This is a genomic window from Bacteroides sp. D2, assembly GCF_025147085.1.
GTDB lineage: Bacteria > Bacteroidota > Bacteroidia > Bacteroidales > Bacteroidaceae > Bacteroides.
The window spans coordinates 2,040,116-2,066,626 of record NZ_CP102261.1; the positions used below are offsets into that span (position 1 = coordinate 2,040,116).

Consider the following 26,511-nt stretch of genomic DNA (forward strand, 5'->3'; position numbering starts at 1 on the left):
TTCTTTTATATATAAAAGGAACCCCGTATGTTTTACTCCCCCCATCCATTGCTTCGGAAGAGAGAAACGGAAACTGCTACTGTCTCTTATTCCGAACTGCTGTTTGACCTGATTTATGTTTTCTCGGTCACGCAACTTTCACATTATTTGCTTCATAATCTCACTTGGGAAGGATTATTGAAAGAGACAATCCTGTGGTTTGCAGTCTGGATGTTGTGGCAACATACCATCTGGGTGACTAACTGGTTCAACCCGGATACCCGGCCGATACGTATTCTTCTTTTTATCAGTATGCTGGTAGGGCTGGTGATGGCAGCTGCCATTCCTTACGCCTTTACTTACCGGGGATTGATATTTGCTATCTGCTATGTCCTGATACAGGCAGGGAGAACACTTTATATTATCGGGGTGTTAGGCGATCATCATCTGGCTGCTAATTTTAAGCGAATTATGGGCTGGTTCTGTATATCTGCCGTCTTTTGGGTTACGGGTGCCATATTGCAGGGAGAATGGCAAATTCTATTGTGGATTATAGCCGCTATCTGTGACTATACAGCCCCAATGCACGGATTTGCTTTACCTCGTCTGGGGCGTTCGGACAGTAGTAAGGAATGGACTATTGAAGGGCATCATTTGGTGGAACGTTGTCAGTTGTTTGTGATTATTGCTTTTGGAGAAACTCTATTGATGACGGGAGCTTCTTTGAGCGAAGTAGAAGAATGGACGCCTCTTGTGATTATCTCTGCTGTCATATCTTTCATTGGTAGCTTGGCTATGTGGTGGGTTTACTTTGATGTGAGCAGTGAAGCCGGTAGCCGGAAAATACAGGAAGTGAAAAATCCCGGAAAGCTGGGGCTGATTTATAATGCAATTCATATCGTACTGGTGGGAGCATTGTAAATCCGGAAAAACCAGACGTGCCGCTTAACAAAAACGATGCGTTTCAAAAAGTACAAAAACGACGCGTACAAGAAAAACGGTGAGCGCGGTCCTATTCAGCATGATCAAAGCCCACCGTTTTTCTTTCACTTGAACCCTCTTTAAATGGCTTTAAAATATCATTTAAAAGCCATTGCAGATTCAAAATAATTTCCTATCTTTATGCAATTGTTAGGCTGCTATACCTGACACCTCATCCGGCTTCGTGTACAGCATCATGTCTGTATATTTAGCTTGATAGTTTACGCTTGCACTAAACTCCACTTTCCTGCATTCCTTGAATGGGCTGCCGACAAATGGGTTTCGGTCCATCCAGTCGCACAGTTCTAAAATGGAGGACTTGTTCGAGGTGAAGTACACGAACGAATGCCCTTTCAGAACGGTTAGTACATCCAGATAGTCAGCCAGACGCCAGAACATCTTGTAAGTACCCACCTCGGTGGAGAGGTACGGCGGATCAACCAGGAACACCACACCCGGAACATCTTTGTAACGTTTGAATACTTCCTTGTAGTCTTCGCTGGTTATAGTCAGTCCTTCCAGATAATCCTTTGCTTCGGGATAGTCTGTCTGCCGAATCCTATTGTAGATGGCTTCTTTCTTCATTCCTTCCAAACTGGTCACATATTTCATGGCGAACAACAAGGATGCGGAAACCGTGATATAATCCACGTAACCGTGCTCTTTTTCTTCCCTCTCAATACGAGCAAACATTTTATCGCGAACCTCCCCGGTTATACGTTTGTTTCTGGGTTCCCCTTCAGCTATCCGACGCAAATCGGATAACAGCACATTGGTGGCCGGGATATTTACAAGTCGGCAGCGGTAGTTGTCGAAGTCATTATACACAACGGTGGCATCAGGCCTGACACATTTGGTAATATGTGACAGCAGGCCCGAGCCGCCAAACAAGTCCACAAACACGGTGCTGTCCGGGAACTGTCCCAGCACCTTGATAAATTCCCTCGCAAACATGCGTTTCTGCCCCACGAAAGGAAGCGGGGCGGACAAATACATCTTTCTCATTTCATTCTGCTTTAAAACGGCCGCAAAGGTCCACAGAATAAACGAAAAACAGCGGGAAACATGAACTGTTCCCGCTGCAAGACATATACAGCAAACTACACGTTCAACCCGAAGCGGACCGTCTCGTCACCGGCGATCAGCGCACGGGTGCCCGGGATATTATTCTCGTAGATATGTACATTGCCCAGATAGAGAGTGATCGACTTCAAGGGAAGTTCTATCTGCCGCGCCATCAGGTACAGGTGGTAAATATCGGAAGGTAGCCCGAGGTTTGCGTCACTGCTGCGCTGGTAGGCGGACAGAACCAGTTCACCGCCATCTAACTGGAACTGTACCAGACTCAAACAGGGTGCCTGGTTGCTCTCGGCACCGGTTTCGCCCAGAAAAAGCACGTAGTTCTTGCTGTTGCGCCTCTCCCGGTTAATTTTCGCTATCAACGGAGGCAGCTTCTCGAAATAGGTCGGGTAACTGTTCACCAGGATGGAGCCGCAATAGTCCCACCAGTTGATGCCGGCCTCCCGGTACTTCTCCACGTTGCGCTCACCCTGCATAAATAACTGCAACTCGCTGCGGAGCTTCTTGCGGGCGATATTATGCCCCTCGAATATGTCAAGCAGGTCCGCCGGTGTCAGTGACAGCTGCTCGTTCAGAAGGTATTGTATATTTCCCTTCTTGTTGGTCTGTGTTTTTCCCGTGGCAAGAATCTTGTCCAGGATACGGTAATACTTGTTCATAGCCATTTCCTCCTTCTAAATTTGAAACACCCTAAAGATAAGGGGAAACGGCACTCCCTACGACATAAAACAACCCGTTCACACTGCAAGCGTCTTGCAGTCGCTCTGGAATCGTTTCACCAAGGCATAAACCTTACGTTCGCTCACCGAATACTTTTCGGACAATACGGCCACAGCATACGAGACTTTTTCACCTTGATCGAGTAGGCGGGTATAGTCCGCGTACAGGTCGATATACCGGGCATCTTCCAGACGGATGCCGGCCGCCTGAAGCCTTTTCAACAGCTCCCGGTTAAAGTTTAATATCTCAATCACTTTCATACAACAAAAAAATTATATCTTTGCATCGCCAATCATTTTTTAGACAACAAAAAAAACGTCAAACCGTGACAGAGGGTATTTGCCCCCGGTCGCGCGGTTTGGCGTTTCATGTTTATAAAAGTGATTGGCGTTACTTTTTAACAGGCCGGGGGCTTTTTTCTTATCCTCCCCCGAAGGATTTATTCCACCCGGTACTTCTCCGGATCAAAAGCGTCTTTCTTCCTCCAGCCGTCAGACAGCGTGTCCTGAACATGCTTCATGGCTTTCGTGTAGAAATCGGTCAGTTCCTCCAGTGTGACGAACTCCCGATATTGGGGAACCTCATCCGTACCGAACTTGAATGTCACGGGAAGCGTAGCACCACCAGTCTGTACGGCCAGATCATACGCTGCCTTATAATTGAACTGGTTTTCACTTGACAGCCATACCGGCATACCTTCATAGAGAAAACCGGAAAGTATCTCACGGTCAATTTGCTCATTACACCAGTCTGTAATGACGGACTTTATAGTATCCATGTGAGGTCTGCCGACAAAGCCTTCCTCCATGTAGGAGGCGGATCCGTCCTCACGTTCCTGTACATCCCAGCGGATGCGCCATCTGTTGCGTGCCGGGCTCACGCACTCGATCAGTTTTATCCCGGATGTTCCTTCTACCCGTTTCATGTAAATATGTATTTAGTTCGACCCTTGCCGAAGGTTTCCGTCTTGATGGTGGTCTCGAACGGGAAGCCGTCGGGCATATCCTTCACTTGCAAGAGGATGTTCTTCATCTCCTCGCTGTTGGTAAAGAACTTTTTCGGTTCACCGTTCATCTCAATGGCCACGATACAGCGGTCCTCGCCCTGTTCGGTCTTGATGCCCGTCTCGAAGTCCTTCACCACAATCGGTAAGTTCACCAGCTCCCGGATGCTTACCACCACCCCGGGAAAACGTTTCTTGCCGTCCTCCGGCTTGTAGGAAACGTTCAAGTCTTTAAATGATCTCATGTCTTTGCCTGTTAATTTTTTAAACAACGTATGACAGTCGGCGTGCTTGGCCATCCCGTAGAACGACGCTATCAGCTCACGCCTCCTCCTTCTCGATTTTACCTCGTGCATTTTTCGGGCGAACTTCTGCTTGATGCGCTTGCGAAGGCGGACATGGTCCGCACCGAAAGTCACATACCCCAGAAAGTCGATGCCCTCGCCCGGCGGGAACACGCGCTCGTTCCCCTTCACCAGGAGACCGGCACACTCCATGCGCCCGTGGACGGCATCACGAATCTTCCACAGTTCCGCTTTCGTTTTACCCAGTACGACGCCGTCATCACAATAGCGGTAGAAATGACGCACGGCATACCTGTCCTTCAGATAATGGTCCAGATACACAGACAAAAGCAAATTGCCCAGCCCCTGCGAGCTGCGCAGGCCGATACTCAGACCTTCAGGCATCAGGCGGATAAAGCTCTCCAGCATGGTCACGAGCTTTGCGTCCTTGAACACCCGGCTGACGCAATACATCACAAAATCCTGCTTCACGCTCTCGTAGAATTTGGTGATGTCAAACTTGTAACAGTAACGTGTACCATCAGGGTCTTCGGCCATGTCACGGCGGACATACGCCAGGAGGTCGTGCATCCCCCGTCTCTTGATACTGGCGGAGGTGGTACGGATGAAACGTTTCCGCAGATGGCGGTCCACCACCGCCATGATGGCATGCACGGCGATGCGGTCCTTCATCGGGATCACCTGAATGCGGCGTAGCTTGCCGCCCTCGATGATCTCGCGTTCACGGTAGTCCTTCACGCGGAAAGTACCGGATGCGATCTGCGCGACCAGCTCCTCCAACACCTCGGGCTTATGCGCGAGCAGATAGCACCCCTGGCGGCTGCGTTTACGCTTGCTGCCGCGAAGGACCTGCCGGAAGGAAGCCTCCATGTTGGAAGGCTCCACGATCTCCTCGATGATATACCCAACCCTGCGCATAAATTACTGTTTATTGCTTTTAATACGGGGCCTTCAATCCCCCGGGCCCGGCTTCTTCGAACCGTTTCCGGCCTACCAAACCCTACCCGACACTTTATTTTTCAGTTTTCCGGCCCTTACGGACCGCTGTTACTGCGGCTTGCCCCCCTCGGCACCACGGTGGGGACAAGTCCCCGGTGTTGTACGCCGATTAAAATTTCCTTTCGATTGTTGTTCAGACGAGAACCGATGTTCGTGTTCGTATTCGAGGAATCGTTGTTCGCATTCGACATCGAAACACCGCCATTCGGGTTCGCGTTGTTGTTGCCACGATAGACCACACGGCCTATGGGGAGGCGCCACCTTTCAAATGCAAAAGTACTATTTTCAAATTATTATTTAACAAACAGATACAAAACCTGACGTCAAAAAAATATTTTTCGACGGGCTGACGCCCGTAATGAACGGCGTTCCCCTGCTCGGGGAACACCGGATGTTTTGTCGCTTCGCTCCCGCTTTGACGCTTTACGCGGCCGATCATGCAACCTCGCTTATCGCTTTAAACGCCACGGCGCTCGACGCCTTAACGAGCCGGCCGCGGAAGGCCAGACGAGAACCGATGTACGTGTTCGTACTCGAGGAATCGCTGCTCGCATACGACATCGAAACACCGCCATTCGGGTTCGCGCTGTAGCCGCCACGATAGACCACACGGCTGGAGGCAGTGGATATGTAGTAGATGTCGCAGTAATTTGTCGAGGAGGAACCCGAAACGGAACCCACCGGAATCACGTCCATATATTTGCCATGCGCCACGGCGGTAATCCAGATACCGGAGCTCACGGAACCCTTAACCAGGCGGGTACTGCCGTCAGGCATCCAGATGCGCCACTTCCCGGAATTGCCCGTGTCATTAGGAAGATCCACGCCGTCCATCATGTCATATTTATGACCATAGATGTCCTCGTAGCCAAGGCAGCAAATATTATTCACCTGCGTAACCGTGGCCCCGCCGTAGTCATCCTTCTCACGGTACCACGCATACTGGTGGACGGAGTTTTCTATCAGGCTGTTCGTCACATTAGGGTTGATTGAGGAGGCTTCCTCGTAGCCGATCGTGTCCGTCATACCGCGGCTGGCAGTACCACCCGTAGTACGGTTGTTCGTGTGAGAGCCCGCGCCGCATTGTTCCTGGCTGTCACGACGACCGTACTTCGCGTAGAAAAGATTCGCGATGCGCGAGTGCATAAGGGCATCAATCTGCTGCATACCGCGCTGGACACTGTAATAGTGGAAATCAGCCCAGGTCATGCTCGCCGTAGTGCTCCCGCCGGTAATGCAGGCGCGAAGTTTGGAACCGACAACACTGCTGCCCACAACGGCACACAAGTGCTCGTCATTAGGCACCCATTCGGGTTCCATATCCTCGATCCTGTCACTGTTAGAAAGGACAACCTTATCGAACTCTGCCGTGTTCAGAATGGAGAAGTGAAGAGCAGTGGCACCCTCCGGAACATCGGCAATCAGGTACATACCGGCCTCGAACTTGTTGCTCAAGGTAGGGACGACGATTGAACTGATGACCGTGCCGGAATCGTCTGTGAAAATGCTTCCGACAAGGCTTGTACCGGGAACGCTCGGGAAACGCACACGCTTGTAACCGTCCACGTTCACCTTGCATACCGAATACGTACTGTCAGTACTGTAGCTGTTCGAAAGCGTATCCTTTCCGCTCATGATCTTACGACCGGAAAGATAACCGCCACTCGTGCCCTTAATGTCGTCAAGCGTAAGGACGTCAGCATCCGGAACGGAAGGCATGTTATCCGAACCGTTACTGCTGTAACAGGAGTAATGCTTGCCGTTCAGGTAATCATTGATACCCTTGCTCCAGAAGAAGGGCTCGTACATCATCCAGTCACCTTCAGTGCCGTCCAGTCTGGCAGCCGTGCCGTCGGCGTACTTGTTGCTGTCCGTGTCGTCCAGCGGGTAGTAGGTCATCTCACCGTCCAGGTTGTTCACCGTGGTATCAACGTTCGCCATGTTCACACCCCGCGTCGTCGCTTTTTTAGTCACTTTAGCAAGTACACGGTGACGCTGCTTCAGGATGGCGGAAATATGACCGCTCACCTCATACGCGTTGTCATACTTGTAGCCGGTACCGTTGTCAAGGTTGCTCACGTTCGCGTCATCCGATACCTCGTCGTCGAACTCGATCATCGTGTATTCCGGCTGCCGGATATTCAGTTCCGGGAAGTGCGCCTTCAGAGCGCTGTACGTATCGTCATCAATGTAGCGCGTGAGCTGTACCGTACCCACCAAGGCGCACGTGTCCGTAGTGTTGCCATCGGAATCCACACCGCCCATCCCGACAAACTTATCCAGCCACGTACCGTCATCCTCGCGGTCAATACCGGTTACTCTGATACGTTCCACACCCGTGCAACGGCCCAGCAGGGTTTCCCAGTCAATACCTGGACAACTGTCAAAGATGAAGGTCTTCACCTTGCTGTAGCTTTCCAATGTCAGCCCGCCGGTGGTCAGTCTGCCCAGATATTCCAGACGGAGGCTGGTCAGTGTACCGGGAAGGTGGAGCAGCGTCACGGGAGAACCCTTGGCTAGCACCACGCTCTGCACCTGCGTACCGCGGGCCTCAAGTTCTTCCAGCTTGGTCTGCGCACTCAAATCCAGCTCGGTACTGGTACTTCCCCCGGTTTTCGCCTGTGCCTGGTTACGAAGGTTGAGTTTACGTAGCTGCTTGCAGTTGCCGATGTTCAACCACCAGCCGGTACTGCCGTTGCCGGAACTTTGAAGGTTCAGTTCGCGCAGCACGGTACATTTGCCCAGGTCGAAAGCGTTTTTCAGGTGGTCGGCGGCCCCGCTCATATCCAGCACCTTCATACGGCTCGCGCCATAAACCCTCAAGGGATCGTTCACCGTATAGGCACCGGTGATGGAAAGGCTCGCAGCCGCATCTTTCTTGATGATGCCGGTATTCCCTATATTCGGGCTGTTGTTCGTACCGTAGCCGAAAGCATAAACCTCGTTGGCCGTAATCTTCAGCACGTCGGGGGTGTCAGCAGCCGTACGTGCCAGATAGAGGTCGATGTTGTCACTGGTGAAATTGCTCGTGCCGTACTTAGCATCCAGAAGGGCGAAACGATTACGCACGAAATATTCACGGTGCGCACGGTTACTGCCCTGAAGGGCGTAGATGAACGGCCACACCTTGCCGTACATCTCCTGCGTGGCGGGCAGGATGTACTTCAGCTCGCCGCTCTTGTTATAGGCACGGTCGCACCAGTTGCCCGCCTGCTCCACGTTCAGCATGTCCAGGACACGGCTGGTGGTAAGTACACCGCGAAGAGCCTGCGCCTGTGTCTTCAGGTCAGCGTCCAGGTTGGCCAGAACGAGGTTCCAAAGCCAGCTGTCACGGCCTTCAAAGGCATATTTCCCGGCCTCGGCGTCATAAGTGTCGCGGTCGGTGGTGTAGTCATACACCAGGAAACAGTCGTTACGTTTTCCCATCTGGGTATCACCGTCGTAGTAGGTGATGTACCATATCAGGCCGTCCCACGTGCGCAGCATCATGTTCTTCGCACGCTGGTCAACGGCAAGGAAATAGTCCGTCCAGAGGTAATACGTCAGCAGGAAAGCCTTGTCGAAATAGTCACTTATCTCGTCCCTGAACTTCTCGCTCTTAAAAGTGGAGAGGTCGGCGCTCGTCGCACCGTCCGGAACACACGAGCGTATCCATGCGTACAGCCGTTTCACGGCCGTACGCTGCGACTCGTCAAGGCCCGCCCATTTCACATCATCCGGAACGTTGGTCTCGGCACCGGCATCAAACACCTCCTCCAGATGAGCGTCACTTGTGGTCTTGAAAAGGCACATGGCCTCGGTATTGTTCAGCATTTCCAGAGTGAGGGGACAGGCAGGATCGTAACCCTCCACGCCACTAAGGCCGAACAGGTCGCCGCTCTTGCTTTTCTCGTTGTTGAAGTTGTATTGCCCCACATAGTTGTTCTCGCCGTCCTCCGCAGCCGCCACAAACATGTCGATAGGCACACCGTCGATAGCGGTACGCACGGTGACCGCGTTCAAATCGCTGCCGCCCGTCTCGTACTGGTAACGCTGCGGAGGGGTGAGAAGCCCCATCTCCTTCAGCACGTCGTTGAACAGTTTGGCACCGCCTGTGTTCAGCGACATGGACGAGTCGGAATAATCACTCTTCAGACAGATCAGGTTCATGGCGATGCCACCGGGACGGACGGGATATTTCTTTTCCGCCTGCTCCTTGCCGCCAACGGTGAAGCTAAGGTTCGTGCCGCCCTTGCTGATATAGATACGGATGTTCTTGCTCGGATATTTCGTGGAACTGGTACCCTGAATACGGATATAACAGTCACGAAGCACGAAGTCGTATTCGGATCCGAAAGGGGAGTAATAGAAGATATCCGCCGAAAAGTCCGTCTTCTTGTTGTTCTCGGCATACACGTCATCGAGCTTGTTCTGGCGCACGATACGCAGCACCCCCTTGCCCTTGGCACGCAGCTTGTCCATATCCACAGTGTCGGTATCACCCAGGATATCGTTCTCCTCATACAGCGCGATCATCTCCTCACCGTCCGCACTGTCCACCATCCGGTTCTCCAGTTCCTCGTCGTCACTCAACCGGCGGGTATAGATACGCACGCTCTTTACCTCCACGTCCGCCCCGGCGCTGTCAATGGTGATATATTTCGGATTGTCCTGGCGGAAGCTGAAGGCGTTGTCGTAGATGTCGGCACCGGTACGGTTGCCGTCCACATAAAGCTCCATCAGACGGCTCTCATTGCGGGTACCCACCATGAGGGCCACCTTGATCCACCGGTCTTCCACATAATTCGTGCCCAGCTTGATCTCACGCTCCACCAGCTCGTCGTCCTCGTTGGTATAGGACACTTTCTCACCGGTCTTGAAACTCGTTTCCGAAGGGGTGATATAAAGCCCCTTGCCACTGTCGAGACAGTCCACAACTGCGGTATCGCTGTCAGTGGGATTGCTTACCCGGAGGGTCAGTTCAATGGTCAGCCCCGTACTTTTCACATCGGTGGCAAAGGGCCGGTAGCCGATGACGGCTTTCGCACCGTTGGTCAGCTTCAGCGCCTCACCCGTCCAGCCGTTGCTGCTCCAGTCAAAACCCTCGAACGTGGTCTCCACGCCGTTCGACTCCCATGTTCCGGGGTTACTCTCCCCGTTGCTGCGGCCCGCCGCGTCAAGCTTGACCGCCAGGCCGTAGGTGGCCTCGCTGATATCGATACCGCTCTCACCCACGTCGATGCGCAAAGTGTACCCGGTCGGACCGGCTTTCAGGACAAGCGTCTGCGTGCCTTCCTCGGTAAACCGGTTACTGTAGGTCATCATGCTGCGGGGAGCGCTCACGGTACTGCTCTTGACGCCGTTTTTCCAGAACTCCACTTCAGCGGGCACACGGTCGGGATCATAGGCCACCCAGTCGAAAGTGAGCTTCTCGTAGCGGCCGGCTTCAAGGACCGGCTCCAGATGCTCGTCCCGTCCGAGGACATGCCCGTCGGCATGAATGAGCTTCAAACCGATGAAGGGCGCGCCGGTTCCGGCCTTCAGCAGGTCGATATGGATGCTCTCGCTTTTCAGCGTGAGGTCGTCAGTTTCCATCTCGGCCACCAGCTGGGCGGTATGCCGCCCCACGGACAGGCCGGTCATGGAAACCTCGAAACTGCCGTTCGTCGTGCCGCTGCGGGTGACCGTATGCGCGTTCTGCTGTACACCGTCCACGTACAGGCTGACGGTTTTCGTGCCGGTACCGCTCACGGCGTAGGGTATACTCGCGGAATCATAGGTACCGTAACCGCCGTTCTGGATGGTGGCCGCCAGGTTGTAACCGCAGGAAAGGGACAGGGTGACGCTCTTCACGCTCACGTACGCCTGCTTCTTCTGCGCCTTGCCCGTGGTGGGATCGGTAGTCTCGGCAATGACGTAGATATCGCTCGTGCCCACCAGCAGGTATTTGGTCAGGTCAAGGGTATAGGTACCCTTGCTCACTTCCTTCAGCGAGGAGGAATAAGTGGTGGTCGTCCCGCGCTTCACCTGGATGGTGACGGTCGCTTTCTGTCCGGTACTGCTACCCTTGTCATCACCGCCGGCAACCTGGTGGTCATAGGTATAGGTAAGTTTCACCGCTCCGCCTTCCTTCACGGTTTTCTTGTCGGTCTCGGCAAGCAGCACGATCTTGGTGGTGGAGGACTCACCGCCGCCACCGCTGCCGGCCGGGATGTCAACGCTCGCGATCTCCGCCCCGCTCTTGTTGGTCAGCGCAAGGCGGACACTGCTCTCGTCGTCGCTCACTTCCGCGCTCATGCCGAACACGGTACCGGCTTCCACCTCCTGGAATTTGGCGGCGACGGTCTTGTTCTGGACGGGATTGGTACTGTCGGCATCCAGGCTCTCGTCCACTTCCAGCTTGTCGATGGTCAGATCCACGTTGCCCTCGCTGTCGGGAACTTTCTTCTCGCCGTTCACCGTCAGGCTCTTCATCGTTCCGGCACCGCCGAAGTCCTCCCAGCTCGCCTCCTGCTCCCAGCTCGACAGACTTGTCCCCACGAACTGTTTGGTCTCCCATTTGCCCTGCGAGACTTCATAGGTGATGCAACGGCCCTTGTAACGGTATTTCTCATCCACGGCACCGATCGCGGAGGAAAGGACATAATAACCGCTCTCCAAAGGGACTTCCGCCGTCACATTATACGTGTTACCGCCACCGCCCGTACCACCGGGAATATCAACGGAGGCAATCTCCGTCCCGGTCTTCCCCAGCAGGGTGAGTTTCACCGTGTCGTTCTCCTCATCAGGGACGGCCGTCATGCCACCGACCAAACCGTCGTTCACACCGGCGGCGGCATCCTCCGCCTGTTTCGCAGCCGCGGATGCCGCTGCCGCGGCGGAATTTGCAGTTTCAGCAGCCTGATTGGCGGTACCGGCCGCATCAGACGCCATACCCGCAGCTTTATTCGCCAAAGCCGCAGCATTATCCGCTTTCGTGGCAGACGCATTCGCCGTGGCAGCGGCATCATCGGCCGGTTTACGCAAAAGGGTGAGCGGAGCACTCACCAGCTCACTGCCGCGAAGGGCGGGGAGACTTTTGATATTGTCAAGGGAGCTGACCTCCACAAGTTCATCAACGCTCTGGCTCTCGGCCTTGATAGCGTTCAGGATGTCGTTCTTAAGTTCCGTTTTCTCCGATTCTGTAAGTGCCATAAGTTATTCCTCCTTTTTTATTGTTGTCAGTCATTGTAATAATGGTATGAAAGCGCGCTGAAGCCAAGGATGCACCAGCCGCACTTGTTCAGGCTGTTAATGATGGCGGGCTCCTCCCAATCCTCGCCCGTGTAGAGCAGGAGGAAGCGGTTCACGGAGGTGACGTACAGCCAGTTCCTCTCCGGGTTCTCCGGAGCGGAAGAAAGCTCTCCCTTCCACGTGATGCGGAGATCATCGGAAGCGCCGCCGTAAACGGGGAACTCCACCCACGCGCCGTACCAGTAAAGGTAGTTGCGGTTCCTTTTCGTGTCGTAGTAAAGCCATCCGCTCGAGGGGGAAGCGGGGGGACCGGCCGACGCTCCCCGCCACGAAACCAGGTCCGCAAGGATTCTCCCGTTCAGCTCGGGGGTACCGACCAGCTCGATGATCCCGCTGATCCAGTCGATCCTGTAGGGGTCGGAATAGGAAAGCAGCGAATCACTGCTAAGGTTCACGTTGGAACCGCGGAGCAGCGTGCCGTCGTCCACACGGACGGAGCTGTAGCGGATAGAGCCCACCGTACGCGTATAGGGAGGGTGGCAGCCGTTGTAAAGGGTTACGCGCGAGCCGATATAACGCACGTCGTTCGGAAGGATGATGTCCGCACCGTTCGACGAACCGGCCATGTCCACCTTCAGGCTCAGCTCACGGCCGATCAGGTAGCCGGCCTCGCCGCGGCCCGAGCAGGAGGTCAGGACGGCGTCGCTCGACTCCACAAGGTGGAAGTTCGTGCGGATATGCCCGGAGAACGTGCCCGCGTTCGCCTCGATGCTCCCGTCCTCCAGGATCTTGAAATTATCGTTGGCCGTCACGAGGCCCTCCAGCTTGACGCGGTCACCGGTCAGCTTCACCACGCTGATCTTGTTGCCGTCAGCGTCCGTCCCGTCCACACTCACGCCGATAAGCGCCAGTTTCCCGTCCGCGTCCTGGGCGTAGATGCCCGCGCCTTCAGGCTTCACCACAAGCCCCGTCTCTTCCAGCATATTCTCGTCACGGTCAAAGACGGCGGCCGTTATCTTCACCAGACGCTCCGACTGCTCGAAAAGCGTCCGGTAGCGGTGTGCAAGGCTCTCCACCTTGTCAGTGGACAGCACGAGCATATACAGGTAGATGTCACCGGTAAAGGACAGTTTGAAATCACCGGTACCGTTCCAGAGGCCGCTACAGGTGTACTGCACGTAACCATCAGTTGCAGACAGTTCCTCCTCCACCTCCAGGCTGTTGAAGTTCGCGAAACCCGTCTTGTCAACGTCCAGGAACTGGACTCTTAGAGTCCCTTTGGTTGCGCAGCGGTAGAAGAAGGAAAGGTACACCGGCACGGCCTCCTTCTCCCCGTCACCGTTCACAGGCATGGAGGGGATGCTTTTCAAATTCGCCCGTTTCTGGAGGATGTACTTGTTACGGATGTGCACCACCGTCCGCCCGTCATCCACCGTCACGCTCGCCCCGTCGCCCTTTCTGGTCAGTACGTTGTTGTTCGCCCAGATCCATTTGTTACCTGCCAGGAAGAACACCGTCTCGTTCTCCGTGTTCCATTTCTCCAGCCCGTCATCGAAGGCGGGGTTGTTCAGGTAGCCCTTCTCCGTGGCGAAGTCGTTCCTTAGGGCGGTCACCGCGCTGGTGATGCGCCCCTCCACGATCTCGAACTTGGTCTTGATGTCCTCACCGGTCACCAGAAGGAAAGTCCCGCGCAGGTAGGCGTTGTCGCTGTAAAGGCCGTTGCCGTGCGGCTGGTTGTCAGCCGGGAACCAGTCATCGCTGATGCCGTCCAGGTTGCCCAGGCGCGCACGAAGGCAGCCGGTGAAGTTCTTCGCCTTCACCCCGTCCATCACGTCCACGCGGGGCTGACCGTCCTCGGTGGCGGAGATCAGGATCAGGTTCTGACGCAGCGGGTTCTCCGTGTTGCCCATCAGCACGCACTCGTCACCGGCCTCCGGAAGGGAACCTGAAAATTCATCCTCACTTACGAGAATGGAGTCACCCTCCACGCCGGCCACCTCCACCCAGTACCCTTTCAGGTTCCCGCCGCTGAACGTGGCGCAGCGCATCAGGTCATGGGCCTGGAAACTGTTGTCCTGCTCGAAAGTGATCCTCCAGTAACCGTCCTCAAGTACGGCGGTCTTTATTTTCCCGTTGGCGGCGCTGACGCACAGCTGGCCGCCAACGCTGCGTACCTTCTCGATAAGCAGCTCCAATACTACCATGACCTGGCGTACCGTCAGCTTGTCGATGGTAAGATGGGACAAAGCGTCCTCCATCCACAGCCGCCACCCCTCACCGAAAAGACCGTCCACGAATTTCGGGCTGCGAAGGAACTCACGCACGACAAGGGTCAGCAACTCGGCATTGCCCTTGTCATCAATACCCGCATTATCCTCCTGTCCGAAAGAGGCTCCCGCTTCGAAGGTGATCTTCCCCTTTGCACGGTCATTCTTTTTTTTGCTGATGTGTTCCGCCTGACTTCTCCGCGCGGAAAAAAGATTGTTGTCCGTAGGCAGTGTCTTGTCCCAGCTACGGATAATGTCAGGAAGCGCGGCACCCTCCGCCTTTGACTTCGTATAGTTTTTCAGTTCCCCGATACTGTCATTCACCCGTTCAAACGCACCACTATGCAGGGCATCGCTGATCTCGATGTCCATCTCCCCGGGTTGGTTCACCTTCCGGGTAATTTTCGTGATGCGGCTGCTGCGATAACCGGTTTCGGGGAAATACTCCTCGCTTTCAAGTCTCACACGGCGGCCTACGGACAGGGAAACACCGTTCTCCTCAATCCACACATGGTCGGTCGGGGCCTTGTAAACGGCAAGATCCTGCCAGCATTCGGTATTGAACTGTTCCACCGCCGTAAGAAACTCCTCCTCGGCAAGCGGGTAATATTCGTCCGGCATACGGATATTCCAGAGAATATAACGGTCACCGGATTTCGGAATAAGTTTGCCGCCGGGGAGTTGCGTGTCATCATCATAGGGCCATATCGTAATAATCTCGAACTCACGGGTGGCACTGTTGAAATTCACCTCGAAATAGTGGTCCTCACCCTGCCCCAGTCCGGAAAGGTCACCGTCCTGGAACGATACACGTTTGGTCTCGTCGGGCAGCTCGTAATCGTTCGGATCGAAATTCAGGCTGTCGTCCCTGAAATAATAGACCGTGAAAGGGTTGCCGTCGTCATCTTTCACATCTTCGCTGCGCACACTGCTGACAGCCCCGATCCTGCGGGGATAAATGCCGCTGAAGGCGTCTTGCTCGTAACGGTCATAGATGCCGTACTCCTCCGTATGTATCTCGACATATTGCCTGCCCCCCGGAAGCATCAGGCGGCTATGCCCGTATTTTGACGGATCTATGTTCCGCGTGCTGCCTACCGGGAACAACCGGGTATAAAAATTGTCGGTACCCGTCGTGTCGCGTTCGATTCCGGTCAGTCCCTTCCCGTAGCCCAGCGTTATTTCCTCGCCATGCTCACACCGGCACACGTTCACGGTCTGGCCTTCCACCCACCATTCAGCCTGCCCGCCGACCGCTTCGGCTATCTCTTTCAGGGCTTCGTTGCAGTACTTCCCCTCGTAATCGATGACGATAAGGTCCGTACCGTCCACCCGCCCCACTTTCCAGTCGGTGGTGTGGTTCATTCCGTCATTGATACACTTCACGATCATGGCCACGTGTTCACGCGGAGTCGCTGTCAGCGTGAACACAGGCTCGGTGTTCCCGTCGGTGGTCTCCAGCACAAGAAAACGTCTCACCAGGCTCTCGATACCGTAAAACTTCAAATCATATACCCACTCCTGGCCGCTCTTCTGCTTCGGGATGTACCGTTCGGTCAGCCAGTAGCGCTCACCCTCAAAGTCCACCCGGTCATTCACGTCCAGGGCGATATATTCGTAATGCGTGAAAGAGAGTGTCAGGACATTGTCACCCTGCACCTCCTTCACCTGGGTGGAGCTGTCGCCCGCCTCGATATCGGTCCGTCTGTTGCCGTTGCTGTCATAGATGGTCAGCATGTCTGTATCTTGTTTAAACGTCGTTTGAATAGGGTTTGAATCACATTTATATGACCGGGACAGGTTCCCGGAACTTCACCTTGAACTTGCCGGCGTGCACGCCTTCCTTCCAGAGATAGGTCAGAGGCTGGAACTTGCTGCAATCCGTATATTTCACACGGAGAGTCAGGGCAAGTTGGGGAAAGGAAATCTCAAGCCACCCGTCACGGCCTTTCTTCAGGAAATTGATGAACTCGAAATACTTCTTCAGCCAGCCGGCCTGCGTTTTGCCAAACAGGGCGAAATGAAGCGTCACGTCACGGGCCTCGTTCCTGGGCGTCAGCACGGAGGAATATTTCTCCCCGTCCTCCTCCCGGATATTCACAGCCGTGTCCGTTTTCGTCTTGCTCGGGGTCAGGATGGCGGTCAGGTTATCCATCCCGCCGCGCTTGTCCTCAACGAGGAACACCCCGTATGTACTCCAGATGTCGGTACCGTTGACAAGTACCAGACCGCCTAATATCTTTTCCATATCATTTGCATTTTACTCCGTCACGATTGATTTTACGAATCTCTTCCTCTATTTTGCCAAGGTGCGACGCGCTCGTGCCGGTGTTCTCCTCGATACGGGCAAGATGCCCCTCGGCGGTGTTCATCTTGTCGATGACGCTCTCCATCTTCTCATCGATGCTCGACCAGTGTTGCAACCCGCTGGTGAACATGCCGTCCAGTTTTGTACCCTGGTCCTGTGTCATGGCTGAAAAACCGCCGGTTTTGGCGCTCTGGCTCGTACCGCCCGAGTTATCGTACCCGGTGGCCGCGGCAAGATTGTCACGAAGAGCGATGGCTTCCTCGACATACTTCATGTACTCGTCCTGGAGGGCCTTACGCTCGGCTTCTGTAAGGTCATTGTCTTCCATCGCCTTGCCGAATTTCTCCCACCAGCCTTTCAGCTTGTCGGAATACAGCTCACCGATCTTGTTTGACAGCATCGCACGCATGAAATACTCGGATATGTCCTCCGCCGCGGCTGCGGCATCATACTTCATATCCATCAGGTTATCCACGAAACTGCTGTACATGCTGTCGAAGGAAATACCGGTGAGACCTTCATACAGCTGGTCGGTAAGTTCCTCCAGCTTGCCCGCCTGGTCGATATAGTCATCCAGCTTCTCGGTCAGACGACCTCCATATCCGCCCTTGCCGGTATCCTGGATCTGCGTCCACATGTCCACGTTACTGCGCAACTTCTTCATCTCCTCCGGACTTAGGTTCCAGATGTCACCGTTCCAGCTACGCCCGATCTGACCGCTCAAACGGTCAATCTGTTCCTGTGAGAAACCGCCCCAGTAATAATTCCAGCTGTGATGCGAACCGTGATAGCCGGCCTGCGACATGGCCATGTCCAGATAGTTCGAGTTCGTCTCCTGCTGGAGCCTGTAGGCATCCCGGTAGGCGGCCACGGACTTTGTACCCTTGCTCGCCTTGATCTCCTCCGTCAGGTCCTCGATAGCCGTCTGCAAGGTCTCGTTGCGCTCGGTCAGCCGGTCGATGGTTTCCTGGACCTCTTTGGCATTGCTTGAAGTCGTCCAGGAGGAAAATCCGCCCCAGGTCAATGCGTCGAATATCTTGCCCACACCGGAAAGCAGCGATTTTCCGATAGTCACAAAAAGATCACCGGAAAGCACATCGTCAAGAATACCGCTCACGGCATTGAACACCGCGTCGAGCAGGCCACCGATGACCACACTCAAACCATCTTTGAAAAGGTCTATAATACTTACAATCCAGCCGACAACAGGCACATCCTCAAGTGTTTCGGAAACCTTTCCGAAAGCCTCGCCCAGTTTGCCGTCCACTTCCTTGGCACCTTTGCCGAGTGTGATCAGGCCATTATACGCCCCGCTGATACTGCCGGAGGCAATCTGCTGCAATCCGTCCCTCACATTCTCCATACTGGTCTTCAGACCGGAGGCAGTATTCGAGAGGGACTGCCGGGCACTGTCAGCCGTTTCCTGCAAGGCGTTTATATTCTCACTCGCGGCATCGGCATTAGCCTGCGCCGTTTCCAGGGCTTGCCGGGCGGACTCCTTCTCCTGTTCGGTTCCGGACTGTTGCGCCTCAATGTATGATTTCTGGGCGGCAATGAGTGCCGTATAGGTGTCCGCATACACCGCCTGTGCCTCCTTCAGGTCTGAAAGGGCTTTCTGGTAGGCAGTAACCTCGGCACCCAGTTTCTTGAAACTGACCTTGCCGGAACCGCCCAAAGCCCTCTCCATCTGCTGGACGGCAGAGACAAGCGCGTCCTGGCTGGCATGGTCGGCATTTCGGAACTCGTCAGTGAGCATGTATTTTCTGGCATCCGCCAATACAGGCTTTATCATATCGGAAAACATCCCGCCGAATTCACCGAAGACAGTACCCCAGTCAATACGGGCTTTCAGTTCCTGCACTTCGATGCCGGCAAGTTTGCTGTCACGTTCAACACCGAGAGAGAGCTTCTCGCTGCCGGACGTCGTCTTTTGTATCTTTTCCGCATATTCGGTCGCGATGGCGAGTTTCTGCTGCTGGAAGGTGCCGTAGGCCTGCAAATATTCCTGCATCACTCCGAACTCTTCCCGATAAGCTTCCGCTATTTTCTTCTGTCGGCCGGACTCGTTCAGCTCACGGGCCTTGTCTATTTCGGACTGCTGATCTTCCGACAGCGAACCGGACTGCCCCGCTTTCGCGTTGTCACGTTTCCAACCGGCTTCCTGCCTGGCTATTTCATCCTTGCGTGCCTGGTATTCATTGTCTATCTGGCGCAGCTTCTTCTCCAGCCCCTCGGTCATCATCTCAATCTCCGCCTCGTCATTCTTCCTTTGCAGCCCGGCGAGTTCCTGGCCCAGCTTTTCAGAAACCTGTTTGCGGCGTTGGGCTTCTTTCTCCGCCTTGTCCGCCTTCTTCCGTTCGGCCTCGGAATCCTTATCCTCACCGGGCTTGACCTTGTCGTACTCCTTTTTGGCGGTATCGACGGCATCCTTCAGTTCTTTCGCCTTCTTCTCAAACTCCTCACGGGAAAGGCTGTTGGACGTTTCCTGAAGAAAGGCGTTATAAGCCTTGAGCGCATCCTGGTATTTCTCTTTTGCCGCAGCCACCCAGTCAGTGCTTGAATCCGTGGGCAGGTTACGCCGGTTTTGTTCCGAAACCAGTTTGTTCAGCTGATACTTCAGTTCGTCACGGGAATAAGTTCCGGTAAGATTTTCGTCACCCTGCGTAATCTTTCCGTATTCCTTCTCCTGGACAGACATCCGGGCAAGCAGGGTTCTACGCTGCTTTATCTGCTGTGCAAGGGTCTCGTTACTCACACCGGTCAGGTTTTCGAAATAGGCATTTACCTCGTCCTTGCGGATTTGTCCGTTCAGGCTCTTGCGTTTTCCGTACAGATTCTGAAGCTCTGCCTCCTCATCCCTTGAACGTGCGGATTTCCGGACATATCGGGCTCTTTGCCGCCCGTAGCTGTCCTGGTAATATTCGGTTGCCAACCGGGTCTTGCCTTCAAGTTCTTTTATCCTGTCATCCACACGTTTCAATTCATTGGCGGGATTGGATATGGACTCACCGGCTTCCAATCGGGCTATCTCTTCCTTGATTTTCTTGATATTCTTCAGTTTCTCATACTCGGTGTCGTATTTGGAGAATATATCCGGATATTTCTGTTCCAGCTTGTTTAGCGCCTCACGCCGGGCATCCGTGGACACGGCTTCATCCCCGGCAATGGAACACAGTTCCTCTATTTTGCGCCTGTGCTCTTCCTCGGCCTCTATGGTTTTCTGCTTCTGCTGCTGATACCTTTCCTCGGATTCCTGCAAACGTTCGGTTTCCGTCTTCATGGAGATCAGTGCCACGGCAACACCGGCAAGCAGGGTCGCAACCAGCACATAGGGATTGGAAAGCATGGTCCGGTTGAGCATTTTCTGCGCTTTCTCAACCAGCAGGAGCCAGTTGTAATGCAACGCCTCCGCAGCCACCGCCCAGCCTTTCACGGCCGTGACTGTCATGACGGCGGTCCGGTACACACCATACGTACCGACAAGCCCGAGCAGGATACGGCCGAAACGTTCGTAATGCTCCACCATGTAGGAAACACCGGAAAGCGTGGTGTTGATGACACCTTCCGACTGTTGCCCGATTTCATTGAACATCATTGAAACGGCATCCTCTATATTGGAGATCTGTCCGGTTATCGTTTTGGATTGTGCCTCCATCAGACCACTGAATTTTCCGTCCTCGTCCGTCAGGCTCTCTATGACCTTCTGCACTTCGGGAAAACCGACCTTGCCTTCCTCCACAAGCTCCTTCACCTTGCTTTCAGCCACGCCGAACTGCTTGGCCAGTTCGGCGATCATAGGGATGCCCCGGCCGGTGAACTGGTTCAGGTCCTGTGTATAAAGCCGTCCCTGGGACATGGTGGTGCCGTAAAGATAGACCAGATCGTTCAAAGGGATGGAAAGTCCGGCAGCGATGTCACCCAAGCGGATCAGCGTCTCGTTCACTTTCTCCGCTCCAAACCCGTAGGCAAGAAGCTGCTTGGCACCCTGCGCGACATCCTCCAGGCCGAAAGGAGTGGTCGCGGCCGTATGTACCAACTGCTGCATCAGGGTGTCGGCCTTCTCCGCACTGCCGAGCATGGTCTGAAACGACACCTCCAGCTGCTGGAACTCGCCGCGTACCTTGGTGATGTTCGACACCAGCTCCTTGATAGTAAAGGCGGCCGCCAGCTTGCCGACGGTGTTGTTCAACAGGGAACCGCTCCTGTCAAGTTCCCGGATCTGTCTGTTGGCGGACGATGCCTGCTGGGACATCCGCTCGATCTTGCCCACGGCCTTGTCAAGACGGGCGCTCAAATGGTCCACCATAAGGAATTCTATTTGTACCGGTTTCATCTATTTTAGCTTGCTTTGAAAAAATCCTACTATTCCATCCGCTTCATCCTCGGCGCTCCGCTCATCCGCAGGACCGGAAGATCCGGACTTGTCACGGACATACCGGGGAGCGTCACTAAGCATCATGATCAGGGTCTGGTAATTCACCTTGTTCAGTATATAGTCCACGCTCCAGCCGGTGGCACTGGCAATCTGCCACACAAAACCGAAAGGGCTATGGGAGCCTTCATAACGGCTCTTTAACTCCCCTTCTTTCTTTGGCTCAGTCTCAAGCTCATCGGATTCGTCCGCTCGGCTGATCTGATAATAGGTATAAAAGGGTCGGTACCCATCAGGCTGACAAAACGCTTGATCGCACCCACCAGATAACGCTGTTCCATGAAGTTCCTTATGAGCCATGCCACCGGGCGCAAAAGCACGCGGCGGCTGAAAGGGCCACGACAAAGGGTATAGGCCACCATACGGCTCACCGCCTTGCCGTGAGAGGCCAGAAACTGCATTTCCTCCTCCTTGCTGAACCCCCACATCTCCTCACTGGTGATCCCCATCGACAAATATGTCCGGGCAAAAAGAATCTGACCGGACATATAAGGCCGCCTCATGGTCACGCGCAGCTCCAGCGGGGATTTCCTGAAAGGGATATGAAACGCTTTCAGCGGGACGCTCACACCGATATCCAGCAGCGCGTCCGCACCCTCACGCTGGATCTGCTTGATGACAGCTTCGTCCATACGCTACTCCTCGGCCAGGTTAGTGGAAGCAGCAGCGGCAGATTCAGCAGGAGGCAGTTTATACTGTTTCCACTCTTCCGGGATAGAATCCGTATTGAATACGCCATGGGGCTGGGAGCCGTCTTCCGGCATGGCCACTTCCAGCGTGCATTCGATTTTCGCCGTTTCTGTCAGGGTCAGCTTGCCGCCGAGATTGGAAAGTAGCGTGCCATTGGGAATCAGGATGCTCTGCCCCGAAACAAGGGCTATTTCCCACGGACCGGTCAGCAACACGGCTGCCGTCGGGGCCGTCCAACCAATCGGGGTTTTCTTTTCCGAGTCCTCTTCCTTGTAGTGCATGGTACCACCCAGCAAGCTATGCAGGTTTTCGTAGTTCAGCTGGATAACGTTGAACGTGGGGGCGATGCTGCCATTCGACTGGGGAATGATAAGCACCGGGGTTCCCGGCACCTGCTCCGCCTCGATTTTGGCGGATTCGGGTTTCTGCCCGCCCATGTCAAACGAATTCTTCTCTATGTAACCCACCACAAAGTCCTTGTATTTCACGGCACCGACGCCGTACATGAAATTCTTATTCATTGTTTCTTGATTTTGAAAGTTAATACTATGCCGGCAACACATCCGGTTATAAAAGCGGCCAGCGCTATTTTAACGGGACTAAAGCGACGTTCAAATTCCGTTTCAACTGTGAATGAGTCCTCATGTGTCTCATTACGGATACGGGTCAGTTCCTCCTCATAACACAGTACCAGCCGCTGGAGGCTGTCGCAGGATGCCTCCGCTATGATATTGCCGGCCGCATCGCTCTTCACCGTCAGGCCCGCCTGCCCGTTCCTGGAATGGTAGGACGAACCGGAGGGAAGTTTACGGAGGCTGTCCGGAGGGATCGTCAGGCTCACCGCCGATTTCGGAATCCCCGCCATCAACAACCCCCGCCTCACGTTTGACACGTTGTCGGCGCTTGACGACAGGCTGCTGTTCCGGTTCACCTCCGTCCTGCTCTTTCGAGTACTCGCGCATCCCGTAAAGAACAGGACAATCATCATGATGCCTGCAACTGTTGGCAGTATCAATGGCTTTCCGGAGGCGTGCCATTTCACGCCGGGTCGCCTGCAAAGCTTTCCTGTTTTCATTCAGTTCCTCTTTTAAGGGTTCTACAATATTCTCGATCAGGATACGGGTGGCATGTTCGGTATTGTCAATCCGTACCGTCTCGGCTTCGGCGGTAGCCTTCTCCGCTTTCGCCCTCGCTTCCCTGACCGTTGATTTCAGGGTGATGATGGCTATTATCGTGGCTACCAGACCACCGCCCAGCACCAGATTCATGACAGCACTGAAGTCCATACGCACACTGGTCTTTCAGGTCAAAGCCTATTTACCGGCATCCTTACCCGCAAACAGTCCGATGAGCCACTGGACAAATCCCGTATCGGCAACACCATTGGACACAAGGGACGCACCGAACCCGTAACACAACGCGATATACCACGTGGCATCAGCGACAAAGCCCGCATCCAGCCACCATAAAAGCATGGCGGCCACAATGCCCACACACCAGCTGACAATCTGTGTCGCCAAGCCCTGCATTTTTGGAAACAGAGCCTTGATCCCTTCCGTGAGCAACACCACGCCACCGACAAAACCGGCAAAGGTGGTGATCATCGCGCTATAATCGACTTCCGGTACTGTACCGGTCTGGGCAAAAGTTGCTGACACGAATCCGAGTATCAGCACAAAGAATAAAAGAAATCTTTTCATGTTGTTGTTGATTTATTGAGTTATACCTATTTGTTTAAGCCATCTCTGTACATCAAAACTGGGGCAGGCTTTGGCCGCCAGTTCATTGTGACCGACGATTCTCACATCGGGAAAACGACGATGGAAATCCTTCACGTACTTCTCAAGCGCCTTTTTCTGCCAGGAGGTACGGGTGTCCGCAGGCGTTTTACCATCCTTTGCACACCCGCCGGCATAGACGATATGGCGGCTCACGGAATTGTAACCGGCCACGCCGTTGGTCACTTCCCACGGGTCCACATTCGCGTCCTCGTTATTGTTCACCAGGCGTTCCACTCCGCCGTTCAGATGGAACAGGTCGGTATATCCGACCTGCTTCCAGCCGCGGCCGCCCTTTGAGACGGGGTTCGTATGCCAGGCGCGAATCTCCGCACCGCTTACCTCACGCCCTTCAGGAGTGGCCGTGCAATGGATGACAAGATACTTCAGCTTTCCCATCACTCACCGCCTTCCTCTTCATCAACGGCCGCCTGGGACAGTGCTATCTCCACCTTCTTCTCCGGATCGGCGTCCAGGCCCAGTACAAGTGTGCCGGATACCGCCTTGCCGCTACTGTTCACACCGGCGGTGACCGTCAGAGAGCCATCGGTACCGACTGCCGTGAAACCGGCAGGAATGGAAACCACGCTGTAATCACCGGAGGCAGTGACCTTCACCTCCTTGCTCTCACCGGCGGCCTTGAAAGAAAGAGCGGCCGGATCGGCAGAAATGCTGCGTTCCACTACCTTGAACACCGGAGTCTCACGGGTGTCAAGCACCACGAACTCCTCGCCGAAGGCGATTTCCGTGTCGGCCTTCATAAGCAGCTTGAAGAAGTACAGCTCGCTGGAGTTCATCCACTTGTCAATCTGGATCACCTCCTCATCGTCCTGGAGGTTCACACCGGCAAAAAGGTTGCCGTCAGCGCTCATCGAGCAGAGCGTGGCTACGATAAGGCCATCAGGCCAGGAATTCAGCGTCTCGATGGTGATACCCTTGTAACGCTTCTTGTTGATGTCCGTCTCGCTCGTGTTCTTGTACTCGCGTTCGGTCAGCTCGTCATCGTACTTGTCGAAGTCGTCAATACTCATCAGGATACGCAGGTTCGGATTCTCACGCAGGGCTTTTGGAATAGCCTTGCGGACAGCCTTCAACTTGCCGATCATGGAAGTATCGGAAGGAGCCGGAACCACGATCACATCCGGATCTTTAGCCGCCTGGGTCAGGATACCGTTGAAAAGGTGGTCGTCGTCCGAACCGAACTCGCCGTTCAGGTAATGCCAGCCCAGCTCGAACTTCACACTCTTGCTAAGTTCATCCAGAAGCGTGTTCTGCGCTTCGGGGGGAAGTTCGGCAAACACGAGGTTGCCCTTCGGCTGCCACTTGCGCCAAACATGCTCGAAGGCACGGGGATTGAAAGTCGTGAACGCCATGAAGTCCTCCGGATCCAGTGATTTCTCCGAGTAATTGAAATTGCCTTTCGAGTCTTCCAAAGTCGGGTTCTCCTTACGCTTCTGGAGCATCTTGCCCGTCTTGATACGCGGCAGGCTGATTTTTTTCTCCACACCGGGGATCACCATGATCAGACCTTTTTCTACAAGGTCATTCCCGGTGGTGGCCAGGACCAGTATTTTCTCCAGTACCTCGCCGTTGTAATTCGTGTTTCTTACTACTATTGCCATGGCAAATGTTTTTATTTATGGTTCAACTTGTCCTTAATCTCGCTCATGCGCTTGTTCCAGGGGCTTTCACCCGTCGGATTCACACGAAGGTCGGTCATGACACTACGTTTGGGGGAAAGCTTCTCCAATGCCTTTTCCCCGTTCTCCCGGTCTTTTGCCAGAAGGTTCTCATAGATGGGGCGGGTGGCGGCATCGATACGGCCGTCCTGTTCCGCATCATCAAGCAGTTTCTTACGCGCGGCAGCGTCATCCGCATCCGCCTTGTCCTGGAACACCTTCAGTTCGCCCTTCAGGCGGGTGACCTCGGCATCAAGGGCCGGGACTTTGCCAGCCTCCGTTTCCAGCAGTCCGATTTCACGCAGGAAATCGTCATCCGTCGCACAGTTCTTGAACCGCGGACGTCTCTTGAGTTCGTCTAAATTCATGCTATTCTCGTTTTGTGGCTTGTGCAGCCGGTTATTGAATATTTGAAATACTTGTTCGGGGGTACTGTCCTCCGGTACCGGGTCAGCGTCATAAATACCGTCGATAAGCCCCAGCGCCAGCGCCTCGTCGGCACGCAGCCAGTGATCCTTGCCGTCAAAATACATCGCGCGGATTTCCTCCTTGTCCTTGCCCATACGGGTGGCATACATCTCGCAAAGGGTATCCTCAAGCGCCTCGATCTCACGGATGCAGTCCTTCATCTCATCCTTGTTGCCGTAACAGCCGCCCTGGACACTGTGAAGCATCAGACGGGCATAACGGCTCATCTGCACGGGCTTGCCGCAAAGGGCGATGACGGAGGCCATGCTGGCGGCGATGCCGTCCACGTAGATGGTAATGTCGGCCTTGCTGTTCTTCAAGGCATTGAAAATGGCGATGCCCGAATAAACCTCGCCGCCGTTGCTGTTGATACGCACGTCCACCTTCCCGGTCAGGGCTTCCGCTTCCAGAAGTTCACGGGCAATATCACCGCTGCGCACGTTATCATCGTACTCACCGATGTCACCGTAAAGAAGGATGCAACAGGCATCGGTTCCGGGTATCATATTGAAAAATCTACTCATGTCACTATCGTTTTGGCAGGTCCTTCCCTGCAAAGTTTACGGTGCGAAATTAGGGGGATTAAAAGCCTTTTTCAAACCGCGTTTTC

General features: G+C 54.3%; 18 protein-coding genes and 1 pseudogene. 1 reads left to right on the forward strand and 18 read right to left on the reverse strand.

Annotated elements, in window-relative coordinates; genetic code table 11:
* Positions 1–27 precede the first annotated feature (27 nt).
* Positions 28–897, forward strand: a pseudogene (locus tag NQ505_RS06830) (low temperature requirement protein A); the annotation flags it as partial.
* Positions 898–1,110: 213 nt separating this feature from the next.
* On the opposite strand, the gene NQ505_RS06835 reads toward NQ505_RS06830, so the two are convergent.
* From NQ505_RS06835 to NQ505_RS06920, 18 genes are all read right to left on the reverse strand, one after another.
* A complete protein-coding gene (locus NQ505_RS06835) occupies positions 1,111–1,965 on the reverse strand; it encodes a DNA adenine methylase (protein ID WP_004326018.1) in 855 nt (284 codons plus the stop codon).
* 95 nt (positions 1,966–2,060) lie between these two features.
* Positions 2,061–2,705, reverse strand: coding sequence for a thymidylate synthase (locus tag NQ505_RS06840; RefSeq protein WP_004326020.1), 645 nt, complete (start codon positions 2,703–2,705; stop codon positions 2,061–2,063).
* 72 nt (positions 2,706–2,777) lie between these two features.
* Entirely contained in the window at positions 2,778–3,020 is a 243-nt protein-coding gene (locus NQ505_RS06845) for a hypothetical protein (RefSeq protein WP_004326021.1), read from the reverse strand.
* Between the two features lie 179 nt (positions 3,021–3,199).
* Positions 3,200–3,685 (reverse strand): hypothetical protein, encoded by a 486-nt coding sequence (locus NQ505_RS06850; protein ID WP_004326022.1) that lies wholly within the window; start codon positions 3,683–3,685, stop codon positions 3,200–3,202.
* Positions 3,682–4,986 carry a reverse transcriptase domain-containing protein gene (locus tag NQ505_RS06855; protein WP_004326023.1) on the reverse strand — a complete coding sequence of 435 codons (1,305 nt, stop codon included), beginning with the start codon at positions 4,984–4,986 and terminating at the stop codon, positions 3,682–3,684. The genes NQ505_RS06850 and NQ505_RS06855 overlap by 4 nt, the downstream gene beginning before the upstream one ends.
* A gap of 516 nt (positions 4,987–5,502) precedes the next feature.
* A complete protein-coding gene (locus NQ505_RS06860; protein WP_009001026.1) occupies positions 5,503–12,240 on the reverse strand; it encodes a hypothetical protein in 6,738 nt (2,245 codons plus the stop codon).
* Positions 12,241–12,266: 26 nt separating this feature from the next.
* On the reverse strand, positions 12,267–16,283 hold the full coding sequence (locus NQ505_RS06865) for a hypothetical protein (RefSeq protein WP_005932379.1): 4,017 nt from the start codon (positions 16,281–16,283) through the stop codon (positions 12,267–12,269).
* Positions 16,284–16,329: 46 nt separating this feature from the next.
* On the reverse strand, positions 16,330–16,794 hold the full coding sequence (locus tag NQ505_RS06870; protein ID WP_004326780.1) for a hypothetical protein: 465 nt from the start codon (positions 16,792–16,794) through the stop codon (positions 16,330–16,332).
* Position 16,795: 1 nt separating this feature from the next.
* A complete protein-coding gene (locus tag NQ505_RS06875; RefSeq protein ID WP_008781442.1) occupies positions 16,796–21,187 on the reverse strand; it encodes a tape measure protein in 4,392 nt (1,463 codons plus the stop codon).
* Complete coding sequence (locus NQ505_RS06880; RefSeq protein ID WP_005846360.1) at positions 21,188–21,388, reverse strand: hypothetical protein; 201 nt, start codon at positions 21,386–21,388, stop codon at positions 21,188–21,190.
* A 38-nt stretch (positions 21,389–21,426) separates the two neighbouring features.
* Positions 21,427–21,918, reverse strand: coding sequence for a hypothetical protein (locus NQ505_RS06885; RefSeq protein WP_004327425.1), 492 nt, complete (start codon positions 21,916–21,918; stop codon positions 21,427–21,429).
* 3 nt (positions 21,919–21,921) lie between these two features.
* On the reverse strand, positions 21,922–22,482 hold the full coding sequence (locus NQ505_RS06890; RefSeq protein ID WP_004327424.1) for a hypothetical protein: 561 nt from the start codon (positions 22,480–22,482) through the stop codon (positions 21,922–21,924).
* 11 nt (positions 22,483–22,493) lie between these two features.
* Positions 22,494–22,730, reverse strand: coding sequence for a hypothetical protein (locus tag NQ505_RS06895; RefSeq protein ID WP_007750686.1), 237 nt, complete (start codon positions 22,728–22,730; stop codon positions 22,494–22,496).
* A 52-nt stretch (positions 22,731–22,782) separates the two neighbouring features.
* Positions 22,783–23,262, reverse strand: a complete 480-nt coding sequence (locus NQ505_RS06900; protein WP_004327423.1) for a hypothetical protein — start codon at positions 23,260–23,262, stop codon at positions 22,783–22,785.
* 27 nt (positions 23,263–23,289) lie between these two features.
* Complete coding sequence (locus NQ505_RS06905; RefSeq protein WP_004327422.1) at positions 23,290–23,676, reverse strand: hypothetical protein; 387 nt, start codon at positions 23,674–23,676, stop codon at positions 23,290–23,292.
* 12 nt (positions 23,677–23,688) lie between these two features.
* Positions 23,689–24,153 carry an N-acetylmuramoyl-L-alanine amidase gene (locus NQ505_RS06910; protein WP_004327421.1) on the reverse strand — a complete coding sequence of 155 codons (465 nt, stop codon included), beginning with the start codon at positions 24,151–24,153 and terminating at the stop codon, positions 23,689–23,691.
* The gene (locus NQ505_RS06915; protein WP_004327420.1) at positions 24,153–25,376 is read right to left on the reverse strand and encodes a BACON domain-containing protein; all 1,224 of its coding nucleotides are present in this window, start codon (positions 25,374–25,376) and stop codon (positions 24,153–24,155) included. The genes NQ505_RS06910 and NQ505_RS06915 overlap by 1 nt, the downstream gene beginning before the upstream one ends.
* 11 nt (positions 25,377–25,387) lie before the next feature.
* A complete protein-coding gene (locus NQ505_RS06920) occupies positions 25,388–26,425 on the reverse strand; it encodes a head maturation protease, ClpP-related (protein ID WP_005846345.1) in 1,038 nt (345 codons plus the stop codon).
* Positions 26,426–26,511: the final 86 nt, after the last annotated feature.

Coding starts and splice junctions, on each gene's coding strand:
- NQ505_RS06835 (WP_004326018.1), bottom strand. CDS start 1,965: ATGAGAAAGATGTATTTGTCCGCCCCGCTTCCTTTCGTGGGGCAGAAA.
- NQ505_RS06840 (WP_004326020.1), bottom strand. CDS start 2,705: ATGGCTATGAACAAGTATTACCGTATCCTGGACAAGATTCTTGCCACG.
- NQ505_RS06845 (WP_004326021.1), bottom strand. CDS start 3,020: ATGAAAGTGATTGAGATATTAAACTTTAACCGGGAGCTGTTGAAAAGG.
- NQ505_RS06850 (WP_004326022.1), bottom strand. CDS start 3,685: ATGAAACGGGTAGAAGGAACATCCGGGATAAAACTGATCGAGTGCGTG.
- NQ505_RS06855 (WP_004326023.1), bottom strand. CDS start 4,986: ATGCGCAGGGTTGGGTATATCATCGAGGAGATCGTGGAGCCTTCCAAC.
- NQ505_RS06860 (WP_009001026.1), bottom strand. CDS start 12,240: ATGGCACTTACAGAATCGGAGAAAACGGAACTTAAGAACGACATCCTG.
- NQ505_RS06865 (WP_005932379.1), bottom strand. CDS start 16,283: ATGCTGACCATCTATGACAGCAACGGCAACAGACGGACCGATATCGAG.
- NQ505_RS06870 (WP_004326780.1), bottom strand. CDS start 16,794: ATGGAAAAGATATTAGGCGGTCTGGTACTTGTCAACGGTACCGACATC.
- NQ505_RS06875 (WP_008781442.1), bottom strand. CDS start 21,187: ATGAAACCGGTACAAATAGAATTCCTTATGGTGGACCATTTGAGCGCC.
- NQ505_RS06885 (WP_004327425.1), bottom strand. CDS start 21,918: ATGGACGAAGCTGTCATCAAGCAGATCCAGCGTGAGGGTGCGGACGCG.
- NQ505_RS06890 (WP_004327424.1), bottom strand. CDS start 22,482: ATGTACGGCGTCGGTGCCGTGAAATACAAGGACTTTGTGGTGGGTTAC.
- NQ505_RS06900 (WP_004327423.1), bottom strand. CDS start 23,262: ATGGACTTCAGTGCTGTCATGAATCTGGTGCTGGGCGGTGGTCTGGTA.
- NQ505_RS06905 (WP_004327422.1), bottom strand. CDS start 23,676: ATGAAAAGATTTCTTTTATTCTTTGTGCTGATACTCGGATTCGTGTCA.
- NQ505_RS06910 (WP_004327421.1), bottom strand. CDS start 24,153: ATGGGAAAGCTGAAGTATCTTGTCATCCATTGCACGGCCACTCCTGAA.
- NQ505_RS06915 (WP_004327420.1), bottom strand. CDS start 25,376: ATGGCAATAGTAGTAAGAAACACGAATTACAACGGCGAGGTACTGGAG.
- NQ505_RS06920 (WP_005846345.1), bottom strand. CDS start 26,425: ATGAGTAGATTTTTCAATATGATACCCGGAACCGATGCCTGTTGCATC.